A 22236-nucleotide genomic window follows, 5' to 3' on the forward strand; every position below is an offset into this window, starting at 1 on the left:
ATCCTTTATCTTCTCCAGATAGAGATAATTGAATATTCATACAAGTTTTGTTTTCAGCAAACCATTAAAAGTGCTACTGAATGCCGAGCTAGCACAGCTTTACTTACAGCATTGAATGGCATGGAGTGTGGTTTTTGCTGCATATTTAGATGTAAGTGAGAGGTTTCCCCATATGAATATCGCTTTAATAGTATCAGTAGAGGCTGCTGCAGAATCGTAGTGGCTTTCTGCTTTGTATAGTTAACTTCAATAGTATAACATATAGAATTTATGTACTTAGAGCATAACATATAAAAAGCAGAGTGCGCTTGAGTCGGAGAATGCAACAAAATGTGTTGCTTAGGATCTATCTTCGATGAGCTTGCCCAGGAGTTTAAGTGTTATCCCGAGTGTTAAGATCACAGCTGCGTTGACGCCCAGCTCTATCATCGCGGTGGTAAATTCGTTCCCCTGTACATGTTCGACTGAGAGCCGTGCTCCGATGGAGAGTATGCCACGTGTCGAGGAGACGATACCAATAAATAAAAATGGACGCAGCGAGGTGGCGCGTTCTTTAAGGTAATGGATGACAGTTCCCAGCACTTCCATGATAATCAAGACCAGGAGCAGGTCGGAGACGAATTGTATGACCGATGTGGCAATAGCCGCTGGATTTTCTTTGGTGAAGGCTACGTCTAATGAGGTTCCGAAATCCCAAAAGCTATAGATAAGAGCACAAAAAGCGCCGAGTAGAAAACAGAGGCCCACAATTGAATACACGAGACTATCGACGCGCTCTAAGATGTGTCCAGAGACAAAGGCAATGCGATCTTCTTCTGCATGGGAGATGGTATGTTGGGTGAGCGTAGGCTGTAAGATGTAGCTTCCTTCATCTTTTAATTGATTGGTTTGTTCGTCCATAAAGTTGATGTATAACCTCCAATGTGACCGGCATAGATAAAATAAAAACGTGCGTGCATAGTATCATATTTGCGTTTGCTTATGTTAATGAATTGTTCTGTTTAGCACTAACTTTCTGCTACCCGCCATAAAGACATAGGCATGCGATGAGAGATCGCTATTGTCTGACGACAATGCTCTCATCACATGCCGGACAGTAGGAATTCATATAGTCCCAAGTGTGGTTAATCTGTAATCTCAACTGGTGTGTTGATGTCTGCCCAGCGATAGAGCCAGGGCATGATGCTATAGGGGACGTTGACGCAACCATGCGAGCCCGATTCGGCTCCGTAGGCGGGCACCATATGGGGTGTGTTTGAGCCGGGACCGTAGTCGTGACGCCAGAGTGAGTCATGAATGAAGTAGCCTGGCGAGAGGAATTCTAAGGCGAAATTGATATGTGTGGGCTCGAAGTAGTTCGCAGACCCAACTGGCCACATTGAATAAAAGGTAGTAGGACTCTCTTTGCTGAAGACATGAAAGATCCCTAGAGGTGTATCCAGTCCCGGTCGTCCGGTTGTAATTGCGGTGCTGGCGATCTGTTTACCGTCCTGGTATATATACATCCACTGATTCGAAATGCTGATAAGAATGACTTTTCCTTGACCTCCTGGTGCCGCAGGTGTCTCGGTAGATCCTGCTTGCATGGATGATCCATTTGTTGGTTGCGTTGAAGTCCCGTTTACTGGTTGTGCCGATGATCCATTGGCCTGTAATACTCGTGTCGCTGCCACAGTACGCTTCAGGTTTTTACCAAGCTGACTGGCTAAGTGACGGGATGTGTGCACGGCACGTTGTCCCGCTGGCGTTGTGAGAGCCTTTGTTAAGTCGATGGATGCATGATGCTTTTGATTAAATGTAATGAGGGAGGTGTGATTCCCTATGTCAGATGTGATGGGGTGAGTTGCATATACTGATCTAGCCGTTGTCATTACGAAATGACGCAGGGTTAGCGCACCTAGCGTTGATAGGAGAAAGCATATGAGAATTATCCAGCGGATTAATGATTTTTTTCGTTTTTGCATGAGCGCCTCTTTTTTATCCTATCTAAATGCAATGAAAGATAAGATACTCTATCGGCTTTCTGCTATTGAGAGTTAAATGCTGGGCTATGAACAAAAAAGAGAGGTATCCTGACTCCCATGAGCAGAGGATACCTCACTTGCTCTCCACACAATAAACTTGAATAGTCGTTCAGTTTCGAGTATGGATTATCTACTCTTTCTTTTTGCTAGCGGTGAATGTGGTAAATTTTCGTCATCCGCCTCATAATCCACCAAAAAAACGTCTTGACGCTCTATTTTACATAAACCAGACGGCGACCATGCGATGGAATATAGCAGGTGAGCTCTGGATGATGCTCCAGGATGTAGTCAACGAAGAAGCCTGGTCGACCAACGTTGGTGGCGAATATCTCGTAGTGTGCTGGAATGACGGCTTTAATACCGGCAGCCGCAGCCAGATCAGCCGCTTCGCGTTCATCAATATTGCCAATCAGATTTTGTTGCTCGCGGAAATAGCTGCGCCCATTAATAGGTAGCAGGGCCAGGTCAAGATGAAGGTCCCTGAGTGTTTCAATTAAGCCATCAAAGACAAGCGTATCACCTGCATGATAGATGCGTACTCCATTCAACTCGACTGCATAGCCAAGATAGCGATAGAGACCATCACTGATCTCCTTGCCGAAGCTGTAAACTACTGGCGGAAACGTCAGGCCGTGAAAGGATGCGAGTGGATAAATCTTAGCATCGCCCACGCGCAACTCTTCGCCAGGTTGTACCCCCTGGAGGCGCTCCTGATGCACTCCAGCTTGCAGGAGTTGATCGAGAATGGGAAGCGGCGCAATGATATGGGGATTGCCAGCATTTGTCGCCAGAATTTTAAGCGTAGGAACATCCAGATGATCCAGATGCTCGTGCGTGTAGAGAATAAGATCGATTGGCGGACAGTCCTCTGGTGCAAATGGAGGTGCTACTGTGCGGCCCTCCATCTGTGTTAGAAAAGGATCGATCAGAATTGTCGTTGTCCCGCTGCTAATGACGAAACCTGCTTGCCCTAACCACCATAACGCAATTGATCCATCGGGCAGTTGTGTCGTCGTTTTAATTTCGTTCACGGTATTGAGTACTTGTTGGTCTCCCATGATTTTGTATCTCCCTCGATGATGTTTACAATCCCGGATACTATTTTTATTGTATCCCCTGCAACGCTTGATTGGGAACAAGAGTATACATGGAAGCAAATTTGCTTGTATCTCTGCCCTTTTTGTGAGATAGTGAAATTGTGCTATCTACTATCAATCTATGGAGGCCAATCATTCGTATGGTGCAATTAATGGCAATGACCGAGCTCGAATATGAGCGGTGGCTGGCAAATCTCACGATTAATTATGCTCAATCGCATGTTGATGCCGGTAACTGGACCGCTGAGGCAGCATTACACGCTGCTAAGGAGCAGATAGGAAGTTTGCTTCCAGAAGGGAATCAGACGCCGGATCAATATATCTATAAGATTATTGCAGATGATGTGCAGCAGAATGTTGGATATCTCTGGTTTGGAAAAGTTCAGCATGCAGGCGTTAAGACGCGTGCTTTCGTGTATGATATAGAGATTGTTGAGGCGTATCGCCATCGTGGCTATGCTTCTCAAGCTTTTAAGGAACTGGAAATGAAGGTGCGTGCACTGGGTATGGATGAAATTGGACTCCATGTCTTTGGACAGAATCATGTCGCACGCGCTATGTATGAGAGGCTTGGATATCAAGCAACGGATATTCAAATGCTAAAATCATTGTAAGTGGTGATCTATTCTCTCGCTCCTGGCTAATGTGGCTATGACTGTTAAAATATAAGATAATAGGATTAGAAGTAGGTCTTCAGCGAGAAAAGGTTATGATGGCATTGGATACGCACCATTATGTCTATATTGTTCTCTGCTCTGATGATACTTTGTATACTGGCTACACTACCAATATTGAGCGCAGGATAGCCACTCATAATACCGGGAAAGGCGCACGTTATACGCGAGCACGCCTCCCGGTCAGTCTCGTGGCCTCCTGGGAATGTAATACCAAAGGCGAGGCTCTGAGCGTGGAATACGCCTTGAAACGCTTGCCACGTGCGCAAAAATTGCTTTTGATCAACACCCCTGCGCTTATCAATCAGTATCTCTCTTTTGAGATCAAACAAGTCGAGGGTATCGAAGGCGACTCCGATGATCTTGTTCTCAGATAATTGTGGAAGGTAGAACGAATGCAAATTCCCGCTTTTTTCAATGATTTTACGTTGCCACCTCTGGAATGGCATCAGCAGATGCGCCAATGGAGCCAGACGATGCGTGCCAATCAACCTGTCTGGTACGATGAGGTGCATGCTAACTGGCGTATATTTCGCTATGCCGATCATCAGCGTGTCCAGAGCGACTATGCCACCTTTTCTTCTGTGCCTGGACCCAATGAGGATCAAGGTGCCAGCATCAGTATTCTTGGTATGGATCCGCCACGCCATCGACAATTACGGTCGCTGGTGACGCAGGCTTTTTCGGCTCGCACGATTGCACAACTGGCTCCGCGTATTGAGGAGATCGTGACTGATCTGCTGACGCAGGCTCTGGCCAAAGGTGAAATGGATGCCGTGGCTGATCTAACGGTGCCGTTTCCTATTATTGTGATCGCTGATCTGCTTGGGTTACCAAGTGAAAATTGGCGCTTGATGAAGTTGTGGACCGATGCTTTGTTGACGGACTCGGTGAAGGAGGATGCTCTAACTGGTAGTCAGGAGGCGCAAGATTATGCGCAGATGATGTTTGCCAGTATGGCACAAGCTATCGAAGAACGGCGTCAACATCCCCGCCAGGATATTCTCAGTTTGTTGCTCTCAGCCGAAGTGGATGGGGAACATCTTAGCGATAATGATTTGTATGGCTTCTTTGTTACTTTATTGGTAGCAGGCAATATCACTACGACCCAACTGATTGGTAATGCTCTGCTCTGCTTTGACGAACATCCAGAGGCGTGGCAGCAACTTCGACAAGATCCTACACTGGTCCCCAGCGCTATCGAAGAGGTCCTGCGCTATCGACCGCCCAATCGTGGTACGGGAGGCAATCGCGTCATTATTGGTGGCCGTCGAGTACTGCGCGATGTGCAATTAGGTGATCAACTGCTCCGTGAAGGAGATATTCTTCAGGTTACGACGATCTCCGCCAATTTTGATGAGCAGCAATTTCCTCAGCCCGAACTGTTCGATATTCAACGCACACCGAACCGACATATCTCTTTTGGGCACGGTATCCACTTTTGTCTGGGAGCGCCCCTGGCGCGTCTGGAGGCGAAGATTGCTATAGAGGCGATGCTCCGCCTGATGCCTGCCTGGCGTCGTCTTGACGATAAGCCTCTGGAACAGATCAAGAACGAGATAGTCTTTGGTGTGAAGAGCCTTCCATTAGTTTTCTCCTAGAGCCGCACTTGTTTTTTATCTGGCTACATAGGGTTTTATCAATGCTGAATACGTTGGGGAACTTCCTGCGTGATAAATTCTTGAATGATTGGTATGATGATGTTTGCTCGCAAGAAGAAGGTGGCATGGTTGCCTTTATGCATCGGGATAAGTGTGACATGAGGGATTTTGTGCATCAGGAGTAAGGCATCTTCAAAAGGGACGTCGTCGTCGGCGGTGCCGTGAACGATCAGGGTGGGGATGCTGATCTTCTCCAGCGGATACCGCTCGATGGCGGCGAAGTGCTTCTGATCATTCTGATAGCCAGCTTTGCGAAGCCGATAGATGGTTCCTGAACAGAGCATGCCAGCCATGATCTCTCCCTTTGGCAGCAGGCGGATGATGGGGAGGATGCTGTAGAGAAAGAGATCCGATACGAGTAGATGCTCGGTAAGCCTGGCAAGCAGGCGCTGCCAGGGAAGCTGCATCTGTATGTTTTCCAGCACGCTATAACGCTGGACGATCGCTCCGATCATGATCAGGCTGCGGCAACGTTGCGGATGGCGTAAGGCGAATTGGAGCGCCGATGGCCCTCCACCTGAGAAGCCGATAATGCTAGCTTGCTCGATCCCCAACGTATCCAGTAGGGCCGCATAGAGATCGGCCTGTTCTTCTGGAGATGCTCCCGAGGTCTGAGGCGTCCGGAGATAGCCAGGGCGCGAGAGCGAGAGGACGCGGCAAGCGTCCTCATCAAAAAATTCTGCGAAGGCCAGTCCTTGATCGTAGCCGCCGGGCGTTCCGTGCGCATAGATGACTGCCGGGCCTTTTCCTCTGCTTTGATATTCCACCGAGCCAGCAGCGGTTGCCACGAGTATTCCATTCTCTTGAATACGCTTTAACTCTTGACGTTGCCAGCGTCGGAATGATGTGACCATGTGATCAAGGTTCCTTTCATATATTTTTGAGCGATGGCGTTCTGTAGACTCTAACAGAGTTGTTTCATCTTGACAATAAAAATGACCCGTTGCTAGTATTCTTTGGTAGAGGCGTTTTGCCTGTGTGTATGATACCTCTATTACACACAGGCTTGCTTGTTGTGCTGTCTGCTATGAGACGTATGATTCTTTGCTTACTTTCATTCAAATTTAATGTCATCGTACTACGATGTAAGACAATGTCGGTAGATAGATAGATTCCACAAGGAATGAACACATAGAAGTTGCATGCTTATATATGTTATTCAGAGCGTTGATCTTGATGTTTATGTGTTTATATTAGACCTCTTGCTCAGCAGATCGCGAAAGGGTAGCCAGACTATGAAGAAATTCATCGTAGCTGTTTTTATTATCGGTGCCTTTGTTATCTATAGCTTTATCTATGATCACTCAAATATTGCGCCACTCGTGCCAGAGAGCTCAAATAGTTCAAATTCCTCAATTTCTACTGTACCTACTGCCACTGGCAACGCCACAGGTGGTACATCGAGTACGCTTTATAAGGATGGTTCTTATACGGGCAGCGTGGCGGATGCACAATGGGGGAATATACAGGTCAAAGCGATCATTCAGGGGGGAAAGATCACCGATGTACAGTTTTTGCAATATCCCAATGATCGTAATCGCTCCATCGATATTAATAATTATGCCGATCCCCAACTCGCTAACGAGGCCATTCAGGCGCAAAATGCCAATGTGGATATAGTGAGTGGCGCTACAGATAGTAGTGAGGCATTTATACAATCTCTGTCAGATGCTCTTGCGCAAGCTAAAGCGTGACCATGAAACAGACATCTTTAATTATGGATATGCCGATTACGGTTGAAGTTGTCGATACAACTGTGACAAAAAACGATCTGGATGCTGTCTTTGCCTACTTTGTGTCAGTTGATGAGATGTTTAGTACCTATAAAACGACGAGCGAGATCTCACAGATAAACGCTGGCACGCTTCCAGCAGCGCAGTACAGTGCAGATATGAAGACGGTGCTGGCATTAAGTGAGCAAACGAAAAAAGATACTGATGGGTATTTCGATATTCAATATAACGGTAGCTATGATCCATCGGGACTTGTTAAAGGCTGGGCGATTCAAAATGCTGCTAACATGTTACGCGCACGAAATTTTCGCAATTTCTATATCGATGCAGGTGGGGATATCCAGGTGTCAGGAAATAAGGATCACCATCCCTGGAGGGTCGGCATTCGCAATCCGTTCAAGCGGACTGAAATCGTGAAAGTGCTGGCACTCACTCACGAAGGGATTGCGACCTCAGGTACGGCTATTCGTGGACAACATATCTATGATCCGTATCATGGAGGGGAGCCGCTTGTGGAGCTTGCGAGTATCACTGTGATAGGCCCAAATATCTATGAAGCCGATCGGTTCGCGACGGCTGCATTTGCAATGGGCAAAAAAGGCATCAATTTTATTGAGAAGTTAGCGGGCTTTGAGGGATATGTTATCGGCGTAGATGCTCGGGCAACATTTACAAGTGGATTTGAAAGGTATGTGTTACATCAATGATAAAACAACTGGATTATCTATTAGATAGAATAACGATGTATCGGCTGGTCCTCTATCTGCTGATTGCGTTGATTGGCATCGCTACTGTCATGGCCTTTTTTCATCTGCTTTCATTTTCTCCACTGGCGCTGATTGGATCAAGTATATTCCTGGTCATCATATGCTGGGGCGCGAATACGATTCTGGCGCGTATCTTTGAAATTCCTGCCAATGTTGAATCTACCCCGATTACTGCCCTCATTTTGGCGCTGATTATTGATCCTGCCAAGATACCGAGCGATCTGCAATTTTTGGGATGGGTGGCGATATTAGCTATGTCTTCAAAATATATTCTGTCACTGTATAATAAGCATATCTTTAATCCTGCTGCCATTGCTGTTGTGATCACCTCGTTTGTGCTGCGCGAGTCGGCGAGCTGGTGGATTGGCACGATCAGCATGTTGCCCTTTGTGCTGGTCGGAGGATGCCTGGTGACGAGGAAATTACGTCAGGCCGATATGGTGATAAGTTTTTGTCTTACGGTACTGGTGCTTGCTTGTAGTATCAGCCTCATACAAAGAGGGAATATTGTCACTGAGCTCAAGCAACTATTTGTGCTCTCGCCACTCTTCTTCTTTGCCTTTATCATGCTTACTGAGCCGCTTACCGCGCCCCATAAAAAGGCGCTCAGAAGAATATATGGCATACTTACAGGTATCCTGTTCATTCCACAATTGCATCTAGGGAATATTTACACGACTCCCGAGTTAGCCTTAGTCATTGGGAACGTTTTTGCTTATCTGGTCAGCCCGAAGCAAAAAGTAGCCTTAAAGTTAAGCCGAAAAATCAAGATGGCACCTGGCATCCTGGATTTTGTTTTTAAGCCTTCACAAAAACTGGCTTTTCTGCCTGGACAATATATGGAATTTACCCTGGAACATCCTCATCCTGATAGCAGAGGAAATCGCCGTTATTTCACAATTGCATCATCGCCAACCGAGAATACTATGCATCTGGGGATACGCTTCTATGATCAGGGGAGTAGCTTTAAAAAAGCTATGTATAATATGAATGGCAAGACAAAAATTGTAGCCGCTCAGATTGCTGGAGATTTTACTCTGCCAGCTGATCCACAACAAAAACTGGTGTTTATTGCCGGAGGCATCGGTATTACTCCGTTTAGAAGCATGCTAAAATATCTCATTGACTCCCGCCAGCAACGTGATATTGTTCTTCTCTACGTCAATCGAAGCGTCGATGAGATCGTGTACAAAGATGTGCTAAGCGCAATACATCCTCAAACTGGCATCAAGATATTCTATACCCTGACGGATGTAACGTCTGTCCCGCGTAACTGGACTGGATTAGTGGGGAGAGTCAATGAGCAGATGCTTCACCATGTGGTGCCGGATTACCTGGAGCGTACTTACTTTTTATCCGGTCCACCCAGCATGGTGAATGCCTATGAACAAGTATTAGAAAATATGGATATAAAGCATAAACATATCCGCAAAGATTTTTTTCCTGGACTTGTATAGTCATGCTTGTTCTTGTCTGCTCTTGTCCATCCACATTTCTTTGTCGTGAAGGATCTTGTGTTGGCGCTGTAAAAAGGGGCACATGTTAGCGGATTTCGGTATGCATAATTAATCCCCCAAGGTATCCCACGTAGCTAAGCACGACAACACTGATTAAAAGTATCGCCAATATGGAGATACGAAAGTACAGAGGAAGGGTTGGCCTTCGACTGTAGAGGACAATGCCACCCAGCGCCAGAAAGCCGGCTATAAACATGATAATCAGGCCGTAGCGAGCAACCTGTTCGTGTGCCTGAATCATTGTATCTGAAACTTGTGGTAATCCCTGGACCGCTGCTTTGGTCCCATCTCCTGAAGCGTATGTCAAAGCTGTAGAGAGCGCTACTCCAACGAGAAACCACAACGATACCTTTTGGAGGAAGACGTTTTTGAACAGCAAGGCGATGATAAACATGACACTGATAAACATAGAACCGAGGATAGGAAAATGATTTACCAGAAGGTGTAAATGGGCCATAGTAAACATTTGGTAAGAACTCTTTCTTTCTAATCTTTTCTTGATAAGAGGTATAGAAACATGACGTGTTTCCAATATACGTAGTATAGAAATGTCTTATGAAATTTAGATGAAAGCTAGTTCTTTTTTCTTCAGTCGCGGACGACTGTTCCGGTTGCTATGCAGGCTCTTTCATACTCGTTTCACATTTCTAGCATATACTATGCTGATGCATGGAAAGGAGGTAGACGATGCGTATTTTGATAGCCGAAGATGATCTCTATTTAGGAGCCAGTTTGAAAAAGGGCTTGGAAGGGCAACAGTATGCCGTAGATCTGGTGACGGATGGGGTAGAAGCGGTTTCATTGGGGCGTGTTGTGACCTATGATCTTGTCATTCTGGATATTCTTTTACCTAAACTTGATGGATTTGAAGTCTGCCGACAACTCCGAGCCCTCCATTTGCATATCCCTATCTTGTTTTTGACGGCTCTTGATGATATTGATAACCGTGTGACCGGTCTTGATCAGGGGGCAGACGATTATCTGACCAAACCCTTTGCCTTTCGTGAACTGGAAGCCCGTATTCGCGCATTGCTACGGAGAAATAGTCCTGCGAGGACGACGAGCTTGAGCTTCCTTGATATCACATTGGAGACGTTGACGCATGAAGTTCGGCGGGGAGACCATGTCCTGATATTGAGTATGAAAGAATACACTTTATTAGAAGTCCTGCTGCGTCATCCGCATCAGGTGTTGAGCCGCATGATGATCGCCGAACATCTCTGGAATATCGATGCTGAGAACCTCTCGAACGTGATTGATGTCTATATTAGCACCCTGCGCCGCAAGCTTTGTGAGCATGGCGAGCCAAACGTGATCCAGACCGTGCGCGGATTTGGCTATCAACTCAAGGAGCCTTGAAATGCAAAAGTCTCTTCGTAACTACTGGCCACTCGGCATCCGAGCGCAGTTGACCCTCTGGTACATTACAGTCTTTTCGGTCCTGCTGGCTCTCTTTGGTATTGTCTTCTACCTGAATTTAAGTTCGACGCTGTTGACGAGTTTTGATGCCAATCTACAGGCACGTGCACAACAGATTACGCAAAGTAGTACGCAGGTGGATGGCTCTATTCTCATCCATGATAAAACTGGCGAGCTGGCTGGATTGGTCAGTAGTGACGACACGTCGAGAGAACATGCATTGGGTGTGGCTCGTGATCTTGAGGCTCCCAACTTCGATGTTGATCTGGATGCGCTGATGCGCGTTCTTGATGCGAAGGGAAATATCGTCTATAGCACGCCTGACTTTCACACATTGGCTGTGCCAGAGAGCAGCGTGACACAGTCATTACAAGGCACGGCGTGGCTTGGCACTATTACCGTGCATCATGAGCAAAAGTTACGGTTGTATAGTAAGCCACTCATGGCGCACGGTCGTATCTTTGGTGTGGTACAGGTAGGGATTTCACTGGCTCCTTTACATGCGACACTGCATAGTGTCGAGTTGGAACTTCTGCTCATTGTTCCGCTGGTGCTCCTGATTGGAGCGATTGGAAGCTACTGGCTTGCCACACGTGCTTTTGCTCCCATTGAGCGCCTGACTGCGACCGCACGTGCTATCCAGGGAGGAGATCTCCATCAGCGCGTTCCTATTCCGCGTGCGAATGATCAGGTTCAACACCTTGCTCTTACCTTTAACGATATGCTTGATTACCTGGATAATACCTTCACGCGTCAGCGTCGCTTTACGGCCGATGCTTCTCACGAGTTGCGCACTCCCGTGGCCGCGATGCGTAGCATGACGGATGTGGCTTTGATCCACGAGATGCCGAAGGAAGAATATGTTAGTCTGCTGCGTGATGTCAATGGACAAGCTGAACGTCTCGCTCACTTGATTAATGATCTGTTCACGCTGGCACGTGTGGATGAAGGTCACATTCAGTTTGAGCAGCAGCCCGTCCATCTGGAAGAGTTGGCCAGTAACGTGGTGGCCTCTTTAGAATGGCTGGCGATTGAGCGCGGTATTGATCTGAACTTGCAAAAATGTGAGCCTGCCATCGTTGTCGGCGATGAAGCGCGGCTGCTCCAGATGATGATGAACTTACTGGAGAATGCTTTGACCTATACGAAGCGTGGCGGCCAGATTCTGCTGAATGTTGAAGTCAAAGGTTCGGAGGTCTCCTTCACCGTTAGTGATACCGGCATTGGGATTGCTCCGCAACACATCAAGTATATCTTCGAGCGCTTCTATCGTACGGATGTGGCACGCTCACGTTCGGCTGGCGGCACCGGACTTGGCCTCTCGATTGTCGAATGGATTGTCCATATGCATCATGGAACGATCTCGGTCGCCAGCCAGCCTGGACAGGGATCAACTTTTACAGTGCTGCTACCTATAGATACGAACGGCGCTATTTAGATGTATAGGCATTGACCTTAAATGTAGCGAGCAATTCGATTTCGCTGCACAACTGCGAGGCGCTTAACACCGTGACTTGCGTTTTTGGATCGATGCGACCATTGACGACGTATGCGCTTTGCACATTGAGGTCATTACGGAGTGTGGTGGCGTTTTCGAGCTGCGTATCGTTCATGCTGGATAATTGGATGCTATCTGTACGTATCTGTGTCAGCCACTGGTTGATGTCGTTGATGTTGTCGCTGATCTTGAAGGCCAGGGTCTTCTGGGCACTGGTAGTGCCGGGGGCTTTGATGATTCCTCCAAGGTGACTACTCAGGTGCGCGACGTGCCCAACTGCACTGACTTTAGCGCAGGCAAGCAGGCCGATCTTGGTATCGTTAATAATCGTGTTGCTGTCGGGCGTGGATGGCAGAAAGGTTGGTATGAGCTCGGACTCTGCACATTGACCATCCAGGTAGTAGAGGATGTTTGTTAATTGTTGGCGTACGATCGTGTCATCCTGCTGATCTTTTATTGCCAGGGATGCGGTCTGTATCTGCTCGATATCGTTGAGGAACCAGTAGTCGATGCCACCATAAAGATGAAACGAGTTGAGGGTGGGATCTCCTGAGAGCAGGTGTCGTAAATGATCGAGCTGGCTAAAGTGATCTGTGGTGCTACGAACCTGTGGAATTTCTCCTTGATAACTCCACTGCTTCTGATCAAGTGTCGGACTGGCTGGTACGATTTGATCGCTCTCTTCTGTGATCAGAAACTGGCTCATGGTGGAAAGCAGGTTGTGATGCTGCGGATCTGTGTAGGTGAGCGTGTTTGATCCTGCTTTGATGGTGGTGGTTGGATTGAGTAATATTGACGTTTCTTCTGTCTGGTTATCCTGTAGCCATGCGTAGTAGTGCATGCCGGCTGCGGGCTGGGCAATATTTTCGAGTTCTATCTGGACACCATCGTTGACGCCGGGCGTGCCTGTGCTGGTGAGTTGGCGCGTGTTGAAGAATGAGACTTCTCCAAAGCTGGGTGGTGCGGGATGTACCTGTACTTGTATCTGGGCTTTTGAGCCTTTGGGAAAGATGTTGGTAAAGCGATAAAGGGCAGCTGTTGATCCAAGGATCAAGAAGACTGTGAGTGTGACGATCAGGATTGACCAGCCGAGTCTCTTGCTTGAGCGTTTTGGTGCTACCTGCTGAGGTATAATGGTTCCTGTTAATATCTCTTGAGCCTGCGCTGGCGTCGGCGTCGAGCGCAGAAGTGATGGTCGTCCCTGCGGCACAGGTGTGTTTGTTTGCCTTGGTCGGGTAGGGAGGTCTTCCAATTGTACCTGGTTGGAGTCTGCGGCTGCCGGGGCCAGCTTGAGGTACTCATCAAGCTGAGCTGAGCGCTTGAGAAATGCTTCCAGATATGATGAGTTGAAATTATCTCCCTGAGGATATGTTGCCAGCGCTGAGACGGCTGATCTCATCTGCTCTGGAAAAGGAACGTCAAGTGCCTGGGCCAATGCAACTGTCATCGACATCGCGTTCGCAAAACGTTTGTCTGGATCTTTGGCCAGGCAGTGCTCGATGACATGATCCAGATCTTTGGGCAGGCGCGGGTTGATCAGGCTGGGAGGCGTTGGATTATTGTTGACATGTTGAAGCAAGATTGCATAATAGTTGTCCCCATGGAAAGGTGTGGTGCCTGTGCACATTTCGTAAAGTACGATACCGAGCGCATAGATGTCGCTCTTGACGTTCCCGGGCTGTCCCTGGACCAGTTCTGGGGCGATGTAGAGTGGTGTCCCCAATGATGTTCCGGTCGTTGTAAGTGTCTCTGCTCCTAACATTTTGACGATGCCGAAATCGGTCAGGATGGGTTCTCCGATGCGATTTAGCTTGGTGTTGTGACTGTCAAGCAAGATGTTCGCAGGTTTGATGTCACGATGAATGATGCCGTGTTGATGCGCAAAGTCGATTGCCTGGCTGATTGAGGAGAAAATTTGTACAATTTCAGCAAACGATGGGAAATGACCCAGGCTCGATATATGATGAATATAGTCCGCGAGCGTTGGCCCTTCTATATAGTCCATAACCATGTAGGCGAGCGATTCTGGATCTTCTGGTCCAGATACATGGATATCGTGGACCTGGACGATATTTGGATGGCGTAATGAAGCGATCGCTTGTCCTTCACGTACAAAGCGCGTCTTGAAATCGGGTGTGGTGCGGAGGTTGGCCTTCAGAATCTTGATGGCCACAAAACGCATCAGCTGGGGATCAAGCGCCTTCCATACTTCTGCCATGCCTCCCTGTCCTAATAGCTCTTGTAATTCGTATTTACCCAGACGTTTTGATTCTGCACTCATGAAACCTCACCTATCGCAGTGGCGAATGTCCGCCCCTAATGTTATCTAGAGAATGTAAACTTGTTTCATCATACGAGATCATACTTGAGATGTAAATGCATGAAATATTCATTATCGTAATATAGAAAACGAATTGTGACATGCATTGATTCGTCGTTCTGCATAGGTAAACGCGTGGAAGGGCTAAAAATTAGGGGTGCATTTAGTAAAACTATAGTTATCAATTAGCAGAGTGCTAGAAGCATCGATTTAGCTACAGCCTGTGTACGGCTCTGCACTCCTAGTTTGCTACAGATATTGGAGACGTGTTTTTTGACAGTGCCTTCACTTATAATCAAGGATTGTGCGATGTCGCGATTTGAGGCTCCCTGAAGCAGTTGCTGTAAGACGTCATACTCGCGCCTGGTGAGGGGTTCCAATAGCATCGTAGCGAGTTCGGAAGCAGAGGCTATTGTTTGTGATGGCTGTGAGGTTTGGCTCGGGCAGGGAGCGGTATTCTGCGCTCCCTGTAGGCGTGTTAGCGTATCGACATCATAGGCCAGAGTTGCATGCTGTATGGCCGATAGCATGAGTCCACGCTCTTCATACCAGAGACTGGCTCGACGGTGCAGTGTGGGCACACTGGCTGGATAGTTGCTGTGCAGGTGATTACGCAGGGCTTGCCTGAAAAGATGATGATAACGATACGATTGTTCTTGATTGTCCAGGGGAATGAGAAACATGTTAAGGTGCTCTAGCCTTTCGAGCTGGCGCTGACTATCATTTTGCTCGCGGATGGCATTGCAGAGCGAGCTATTAAAGCTCTCAAGCAGAGAGGTTTGGAGCAGAAATTGTTGGATGGCTGGAGCTTGCTTCAATAATACTTCTTCGATTAAATAGTCGAGGATATCGCGGTTCTTGCTCAGATCGCTCGTGAGCGTATCGATGAAGCGAGGTTGGCTCTGCATATGCATCGATGCTAGCTGTATGCCTGCGATCCAGCCCTCGGCTTGCTCTGTGAGAGGGATGCATTCGCTGGCTGAGATCGATTGTTGGATATTTGTGCTGAGGAGCTGTGCTGTATCTTCAGCGCTAAAGCATAGATCGGCATTGCTCAATTTTGTGATGCTACTTTGTAAGCGTAATCTGGTCAGAGGCAAGGGAGGATCTTCGCGGCTGGCTATCACGAGATGCAGGCGTGCTGGCAGATGGTCGAGTAGAAAGGCGATCTGTTGGTGGATGTCTGGTGTTTGAATGGCTTGATAGTTATCTAAAATAATTGTAATCTCGGCTGAGAGTGTCTGACATGTATTTATCAGCGTTTTGAGCACACAAAGTATGGCTGAAGACGGTGCCTGGTTTAGTAAGGTCAAAGCATCACTGGCAATATTCGGCTGTACGCGATTGATTGCCGTCAAGATATGTGCCCAGAACTCTGAGGGCTCATCATCATCTCTATCTAGCGAGATCCAGGCGTATGCACCCTGGGGATCAAGCTGACGTGCATGTGTACACCAATCGCTCAAGAGCATTGTTTTGCCGTAGCCAGCCGAGGCTGACAGCAATACAAGCTTGCTTCGGGCTCCTCGCGTAATGCGTTCGAGCAGTTGCGGTCGCGTAATCGACGTTGTATTGGTCGTAGGCACAGAGAACTTCTCGGTCAAGACCAGGTTGTTTCTTGTAGGGCTGTCTGCTATATGCTGTGGTTGTGGCCTGCGTTTATGGAGTGCAGCTTTTGTTGATAGTACTGTGGCTCCATGTTGGAGGCGCTCGATGGTCAATTCGCCAGGACGACCGAGATACGTTTTGTGGATCTGCCCATCACGTTTGCAATAGGCATACCAGTACCATCCATTGCGTTGGCGCTCGTGTCGCGCTGTGATGGTTCCGTCGCGATGGTGAAACGAGAAAGATAAATGCAGCTCATCGGCCAGCCAGCGATACCAATCATCTGATCCAAGCGGTATTCCCTGTTCTTCACCATCGATGGTCTGTTCTGATAGCCATAAATATTCGTCAACAACGACCGGAATATGTTTACGAGCCATGTATTGCTGATCCTCTTCCTGGCTTATTTCTGCATTGAAATGGGAAACATGTATCTACTAGTGTACAGAAAGCGCAAGGACAATACATCAGCGAAAGAACGTATCTTTGCCCGGCGGCTATGAGGCGGTGATGTTTTCTAATGGAGCAATGGCGTACGCCTAATAGCTGATGCTTGGGGGAAGATGATCTTATCCCAGACTGTGCTGGAGGGCATAACGTGTGGCGGCACTGCGCGAGACGATGCCGAGCTTGCTATAGATTGTGCGCAGATGTGCCTGGACCGTGCGTGGACTGATCACTAATGTTTCCGCGATCTGGATATTGCTCAAGCCGCGTGCTACCAGTTGTAGGACCTCTATCTCGCGACCGGTGAGCGTTTGCTCTGGGATGGTTGTCTTATCCTGGGTGACTACACCCGCTCGCTCTTCTTGCCTGGATCTGTGGGGCACTGGATCTGGCGTTTTCAATTTGCTCTCCGGGATGGCTGTGATGGGACGTACCTCCACCTCTGAAACGTTCAATGCCTGTTCAAGCGTAAGGGTATATCCCTTTTGCCAGCAGTCTGTGAAGTGTGACTCGCCGAGCTGCCGTCGAGCTGTGGCCAGTGAACTCTGGTAAAGCTCTCGCTCGATGGTCGGAATTGGTGCTCCGATGGCTTCACGCATCGCTTGAGCGGTTCCCCAGAGGAGGGTGGCTCGCGAGGGTTGTCCTTGCATGACGATAACTTCTCCCAGGCGCTCCAGGCATGATGGTACGAACCAGCGATCGCCCGAGCGCATACAGAGAGCCAGACTTTCCTCGATCAAGGTATGAGCCCTGGCGAAGTCCTCATGGTGGAGCGCCAACAATCCAAGATCGGCCAACACGTAGGCTCTGGTCGAGCCGCTGCGCATCTCGCTCTGCATCGCCAGACACTCGTTTAAGAGCGACTGAGCAGTCGTATCGTCGCCATCATAGAGAGCAAGTAATCCCATGATATGCAAGGCTTCGGCGATATAGCGTTGATCGCCACTTTTTTTGGCTGTAATTACGCTTTCTTCGATCAATGTGCGGGCCTGCTCATGATCACCTTCGTTGAGTGTGATCAAGCCTAACTGTGTCAGACGCGAAGAGAGCATCCAGTGATCGTCTATGGCACGCGTGAGCACCAGGCATTCTTCCATCAGTGCATGGGCGACGGCGTAATTGCCCTGGTGCGCTTCAAGATGTCCTTGCATGTTGAGGATAGCCGCTGTCATGACACGGTTCTCATGACTTTGAAAAAGAGAGAGGCTTTCTGCCAGTGATTTTTGAGCGTTGGCAAAGTTTCCTTGCGAGAACGCGATACAACCGAGCGCAAATAATTTAGTGGCAATACTTTCATCGTTACCGGCTTCCTTAAAGGTAGCAATGCTCTCCTCCAGGAGCTTGCTGACAGGGATATGTTCCTGGGTGTGTAAGAACGATGTATCTCTGATCGTGTTCAGGTAGTTAGTGATGTGAGGCTGATTGCCGAGTTCTCTTGAGACCGTCACGCACTCTTCCAACAAGGACTGCGCTGTATTATAGTCTCCCTGATAGAGTGTCACGATGGCAAGCGGAAGGAGCGCAAAGGTGATGCCGACGCGATCTCCCACCTCTCGATGTAAGGCCAGGCATTCTTTAAGGAGGGTGCTGGCTTGTTGATAATCTCCGACGTGTGCCAGGATTTGTCCCAGACCATCGAGACAATAGGCGATACTGCGCATGTCATTGAGCGTTCTAGCGATGGCCAGACGCTCTTCGATGAAGATACGCGCTTCGTTGAGAAATCCCAATGCAAAGGCTTCGTCGGCCAACGATGCCAGGGCATCGGCGATCTCGTAGCGATTGTTCTCACTGCGTGCAAGCATCAGGCTCTGCTCGTAGAGCTCATGGGCCTCGGTTGGAGCGTTGCGCGCATAGGCGGTTCCTAGCTTATTAAGCGTGGCTGCCAGACCAGCCTGATCATTAAGCTCTTCATAGAGCAGCAGGCACTTTTTCCATAATTCGATGCTGCGTGGATAGTGTCCCTGACTATCGGCCAGAGTGGCTGTCGCGAAAAAAGCTTTGACACGTATCGACGATGGAACATCCTGCGTTTCGCTCTTCTGCAAGGCCTTTTCTGCCCATTGATAGCCCTCATCATGACGGTTGCGGATCAGCCAGAAGCGCCATAAAGCTGCACAGAGTCGCAGGGCTTCCTGATATGAAGCGCTCTCTTCTTGTTCGATGAACCAGTGCAAGGCTGCGCGTAGATTGTCAGACTCCTGTTCCAGGCGGTCAAGCCATGATGCCTGCTGTCCCTGACGTAGCTCTGGCTCGGCTCGCTCTGCCAGCGCCAGATAATAGAGCGCGTGAGCGCGACGCGTCGCGATGGCTTCGTCTGCGGCGAGCAAGCATTCTTGTCCATATGCCCGGATCGTCTCCAACATACTCAGGCGCAGTTCGCCGTTGGGTTGTTCGATCTGTTGAAGCAAGCTTTTGTCGATCAATGATGTGATGGTATTTAAGATGTCGATGTGCTCTCCATGGAGCAGTGAGCAAAGCTCTTCGGCGGCCTCGAGCGTACATCCACGTATGCAGGTAGAGAGAGCACGAAAAATCATCTGCTCATCGGCCTCCAGAAGATCATAGCTCCAGGCGAGTGCATCGCGGAGCGTTTGCTGCCGTCGAGGCAGATCGCGGGCTCCACTGACGAGTAGCTGAAAGCGGTGATCCATGCGCGTCAGGAGCATCTGGGCAGGTAGATGCTTCATACGGGCTGCCGCGAGTTCGATCGCTAGCGGTAGCCCATCCAGGCGCGTGCAAATTTCGGCTATGATGGCGGCGTTGGCGATCGTGATGGCAAAGTCCGCTTTGACGGCGGTCGCCCGCTGTGTAAAGAGGGCGATGGCGGGATATTGGGTCAGAGTGTCGCTGTCGGGCAGCCGTTGCAGATCGGGTAGCGCGAGCGGTGGGAGAATGAGTTCGTGCTCGCCGCTAAGATGAAGGATCTCGCGGCTGGTGATCAAGAGCTTGAGGTGAGGGCTGGACGCCAGTATGTCGGCGATCAGTGGTGCGGCTGGCATGATCTGCTCAAAATTGTCGAGCATGAGCAGGATATGCTTGTCGCGTAGATAGGCTTTGACACGTGTGAGCAGTGATGTTTTCCCCGTTTCCACAAAGCCGAGCGCCTGCGCAATGGTGGGTACAACCAGTCCCGGATCTGAGAGAGGCCCCAGCGAGACGCAATAGACACCACCCAGGAAATACTCAACCAGGCGTTGCGCTACCGCAAAGGCCAGGCGTGTTTTTCCAACACCGCCAGGTCCTGTAATCGTGAGCAGGCGGATATCCGCATTTAATAAGAGTGAACAAGCGGCCTGCGTCTCCTGCTCGCGCCCGACCAGAGAGGTGGGCTGTAAGGGAAATGCGCCTTTAATTTCTAGCTGGGTAGAGGGCACTGGAGCATCCTGTGTCGGGTGGAGTGTCGTCTCACGCGTGAGCTCTGCGGCGATTGTGTTCAGTCGCTCCAGCGATAACGCTTCAGATTTCCCTAAATACGCATGGCGTACTCTCCCTTTTCGTTTACTATACGCTTTCCAGTACCATCCACCACGCTTATTGCTGGCCTGTTCTTTGCGGGCTGTGAAGGTGCCGATAGGGCTGTTGAACGTAAAGGTGGTTGCATCTATCAGCCAGTCATACCAGGCTGGTGTGTCTACATATAAGGTAGACTCTTGTTCATTGTGTAGATATGACAGTACATCAGTCCGTACGATGGGGGTTGAGCTCGCCATTGCTCCTCGTTCTTACGCCTAAAGTTTGCTATAAAAGTTCCACAACACCAGCATTGGTGTCGAATATGCCTGTTCGGTAACTTTTTTGCTATTGAGCCACCAATGCTCTTCAACTTAGAATAGTCTGAAACTATCTACTCGTTTCTGTCTGCAAGATAAGATCTGTTTTTAGTAGAGTCGTGCTCTTTTAAATGAGGCAAAGTTACATAACTACAGTATACTATAGATCCTATCCTGTGACCATAGTGTTTTTCGCACGAGAGGATATCTTACGTGCCTCTTATCAGCTCCAATAAAGTACTTGTTAGGTAACTTGTTTCTGGCCTTGAGGGGTAGTTGAAGTACAAAAAAGAGAGGAAATCATGCGAAAAATAAACCCTCAAAATACTACTTTCGTTATCGTCACTTTCGGTTTTTAGCCATTAAACTTCATCTATGAAATCGTTTCCGAAACCGCTAACGGTAGCGAAAACGGCTAGAAATTTTGTGTGTAGATTGTGTATATAACAGTTTGTGCCAAAGAAGGATGCTGATGGCAGGAAAGATCACCATACAAGATATTGCGCATCTGGCAGGCGTGAGCAAGACGACAGTGTCGCGTGTGCTCAACCATCGACCGGATGTGAACCCTGAGACACGAGCACGCGTTTTGAACATCATGAATGAGAAAGGCTTTTTCCCGAGCCTTACCGCATCCGGGCTGGCTGGTGGGCGTAGCCGCCTGATAGGTGCTCTTGTTTCTGTCTGGCACTGGCCTTTGATTCCAGAGATCATGCTCGGTATTTCAGAGGCGATAGATCAGAGTCCTTATGAACTGGTCCTCTATAGTTTTAATGGAGGGAACGATCAGAAAAACTATAGTGAAGTCATTGATCGTATTCTAGCGACCAAGCTGACGGCTGGCCTGCTGGCGATTTATCCCGGCCAGGTGACGCCTCATCTGGCAGAGCTCTGCCGCGACGGATTTCCAGTGGTGATGTTCGATGATCAATGCGTGCCTCCGGGAGATGTCTCCTGGGTGGGTGCCGATCATCAGACAGGGGCCTATGAAGCCACCTGTCATCTGATCCAGCAAGGACATCGTCGTATCGCACATATTCAGGGTCCGCTCAAGTTTCAGGTCTCGCTTGATCGCTATCAAGGCTATTGTGATGCCCTGGCGGAGGCCGGAATTGAGCTGGATAGCTCTTTGGTGCTGCAAGGTGACTTTACGTCCAATGGAGGAAAAGAGTGCACAGAACAATTACTTTCGTATGCGTCTCATCGTCCCAGCGCTATCTTTGCAGGTAACGATCTGATGGCCTACGGGGCTCTGGCGGCAGTAGTCGCTGGTGGCTTACAGGTACCTCAAGATATCGCTGTAGTTGGATTTGATGATATATCTTTTTCTGCTCAATTGCAGCCACCGTTAACCACAGTCAGGCAGCCGTTCTACGAGATGGGCAAGCGCTCAATGGAAGTGCTCTTGAATATGATCGATCCACCGGTAGTCAATGTACGGCCCTGGAACCAGAAATCCACGCAACATATTCAGGGAGCGGAGGCGATCTCCGTGACTCCCGTGCATGTGAGATTGGCAACGAACCTGATCGTGCGTGCATCGAGTGGTAGTCCTCAATATGTCTCATAGTTGTGATATGGCCTTTTGCTTGCTCTATGAGTAGCCAGGTAGTAGCGAACCGCTTGCCCGTCAGGGCACGCTACTTATCCGCGCTGAGGATATTTAACGTTCACAAGTTTTATCAAGAGAAGAGGCGA

17 protein-coding genes are annotated in these 22236 nt (G+C 48.7%); 9 read left to right on the forward strand and 8 right to left on the reverse strand.

Going from position 1 to position 22236, the window contains the following annotated elements:
• Positions 1 to 339 precede the first annotated feature (339 nt).
• From AC27N8_RS11545 to AC27N8_RS11555, 3 genes are all read right to left on the reverse strand, one after another.
• Positions 340 to 900, reverse strand: a complete 561-nt coding sequence (locus AC27N8_RS11545) for a phosphate-starvation-inducible PsiE family protein (protein WP_487067063.1) — start codon at positions 898 to 900, stop codon at positions 340 to 342.
• A 224-nt stretch (positions 901 to 1124) separates the two neighbouring features.
• On the reverse strand, positions 1125 to 1964 hold the full coding sequence (locus AC27N8_RS11550; protein ID WP_487067065.1) for a L,D-transpeptidase: 840 nt from the start codon (positions 1962 to 1964) through the stop codon (positions 1125 to 1127).
• Positions 1965 to 2236: 272 nt separating this feature from the next.
• Entirely contained in the window at positions 2237 to 3082 is an 846-nt protein-coding gene (locus AC27N8_RS11555; RefSeq protein WP_487067067.1) for an MBL fold metallo-hydrolase, read from the reverse strand.
• Between the two features lie 179 nt (positions 3083 to 3261).
• Between AC27N8_RS11555 and AC27N8_RS11560 the strand changes: the two genes are divergently transcribed.
• From AC27N8_RS11560 to AC27N8_RS11570, 3 genes are all read left to right on the forward strand, one after another.
• Positions 3262 to 3735 (forward strand): GNAT family N-acetyltransferase, encoded by a 474-nt coding sequence (locus tag AC27N8_RS11560; RefSeq protein ID WP_487067069.1) that lies wholly within the window; start codon positions 3262 to 3264, stop codon positions 3733 to 3735.
• 95 nt (positions 3736 to 3830) lie between these two features.
• Entirely contained in the window at positions 3831 to 4172 is a 342-nt protein-coding gene (locus tag AC27N8_RS11565; RefSeq protein ID WP_487067071.1) for a GIY-YIG nuclease family protein, read from the forward strand.
• Positions 4173 to 4190: 18 nt separating this feature from the next.
• The gene (locus AC27N8_RS11570) at positions 4191 to 5396 is read left to right on the forward strand and encodes a cytochrome P450 (RefSeq protein WP_487067073.1); all 1206 of its coding nucleotides are present in this window, start codon (positions 4191 to 4193) and stop codon (positions 5394 to 5396) included.
• A gap of 38 nt (positions 5397 to 5434) precedes the next feature.
• On the opposite strand, the gene AC27N8_RS11575 is transcribed toward AC27N8_RS11570, so the two are convergent.
• Entirely contained in the window at positions 5435 to 6310 is an 876-nt protein-coding gene (locus AC27N8_RS11575; protein ID WP_487067075.1) for an alpha/beta fold hydrolase, read from the reverse strand.
• A gap of 381 nt (positions 6311 to 6691) precedes the next feature.
• Between AC27N8_RS11575 and AC27N8_RS11580 the strand changes: the two genes are divergently transcribed.
• From AC27N8_RS11580 to AC27N8_RS11590, 3 genes are read left to right on the forward strand one after another with little or no spacing between them, the layout of a single operon-like run.
• A complete protein-coding gene (locus AC27N8_RS11580; protein WP_487067077.1) occupies positions 6692 to 7150 on the forward strand; it encodes an FMN-binding protein in 459 nt (152 codons plus the stop codon).
• Positions 7151 to 7152: 2 nt separating this feature from the next.
• A complete protein-coding gene (locus tag AC27N8_RS11585) occupies positions 7153 to 7896 on the forward strand; it encodes an FAD:protein FMN transferase (RefSeq protein ID WP_487067079.1) in 744 nt (247 codons plus the stop codon).
• Positions 7893 to 9413, forward strand: coding sequence for an RnfABCDGE type electron transport complex subunit D (locus tag AC27N8_RS11590; RefSeq protein WP_487067081.1), 1521 nt, complete (start codon positions 7893 to 7895; stop codon positions 9411 to 9413). The genes AC27N8_RS11585 and AC27N8_RS11590 overlap by 4 nt, the downstream gene beginning before the upstream one ends.
• A gap of 85 nt (positions 9414 to 9498) precedes the next feature.
• Here the strand turns inward: AC27N8_RS11590 and AC27N8_RS11595 are convergent, their stop codons facing one another.
• Positions 9499 to 9939, reverse strand: a complete 441-nt coding sequence (locus tag AC27N8_RS11595) for a hypothetical protein (protein WP_487067083.1) — start codon at positions 9937 to 9939, stop codon at positions 9499 to 9501.
• Between the two features lie 221 nt (positions 9940 to 10160).
• Here AC27N8_RS11595 and AC27N8_RS11600 point away from each other — a divergent pair, with 221 nt between their 5' ends.
• Together AC27N8_RS11600 and AC27N8_RS11605 are read left to right on the forward strand one after the other, a co-directional pair.
• Entirely contained in the window at positions 10161 to 10832 is a 672-nt protein-coding gene (locus tag AC27N8_RS11600) for a response regulator transcription factor (RefSeq protein ID WP_487067085.1), read from the forward strand.
• 1 nt (position 10833) lies between these two features.
• Positions 10834 to 12330, forward strand: a complete 1497-nt coding sequence (locus tag AC27N8_RS11605; RefSeq protein WP_487067087.1) for a sensor histidine kinase — start codon at positions 10834 to 10836, stop codon at positions 12328 to 12330.
• Here AC27N8_RS11605 and AC27N8_RS11610 read toward each other — a convergent pair.
• The 3 genes from AC27N8_RS11610 to AC27N8_RS11620 form a co-directional block, all read right to left on the reverse strand.
• Positions 12323 to 14671 carry a serine/threonine protein kinase gene (locus AC27N8_RS11610; RefSeq protein WP_487067089.1) on the reverse strand — a complete coding sequence of 783 codons (2349 nt, stop codon included), beginning with the start codon at positions 14669 to 14671 and terminating at the stop codon, positions 12323 to 12325. The two genes, AC27N8_RS11605 and AC27N8_RS11610, sit on opposite strands and share 8 nt — an antisense overlap.
• 224 nt (positions 14672 to 14895) lie before the next feature.
• Entirely contained in the window at positions 14896 to 16698 is a 1803-nt protein-coding gene (locus AC27N8_RS11615) for a winged helix-turn-helix domain-containing protein (RefSeq protein WP_487067091.1), read from the reverse strand.
• Between the two features lie 189 nt (positions 16699 to 16887).
• Positions 16888 to 20478: a tetratricopeptide repeat protein gene (locus tag AC27N8_RS11620; protein WP_487067093.1), complete on the reverse strand. Its 3591-nt coding sequence runs from the start codon at positions 20476 to 20478 to the stop codon at positions 16888 to 16890.
• 532 nt (positions 20479 to 21010) lie between these two features.
• Between AC27N8_RS11620 and AC27N8_RS11625 the strand changes: the two genes are divergently transcribed.
• Entirely contained in the window at positions 21011 to 22108 is a 1098-nt protein-coding gene (locus AC27N8_RS11625) for a LacI family DNA-binding transcriptional regulator (RefSeq protein WP_487067095.1), read from the forward strand.
• The last annotated feature ends 128 nt before the right edge of the window (positions 22109 to 22236 follow it).

The sequence above is a fragment of the Dictyobacter sp. Z7_2 genome, from assembly GCF_057551105.1.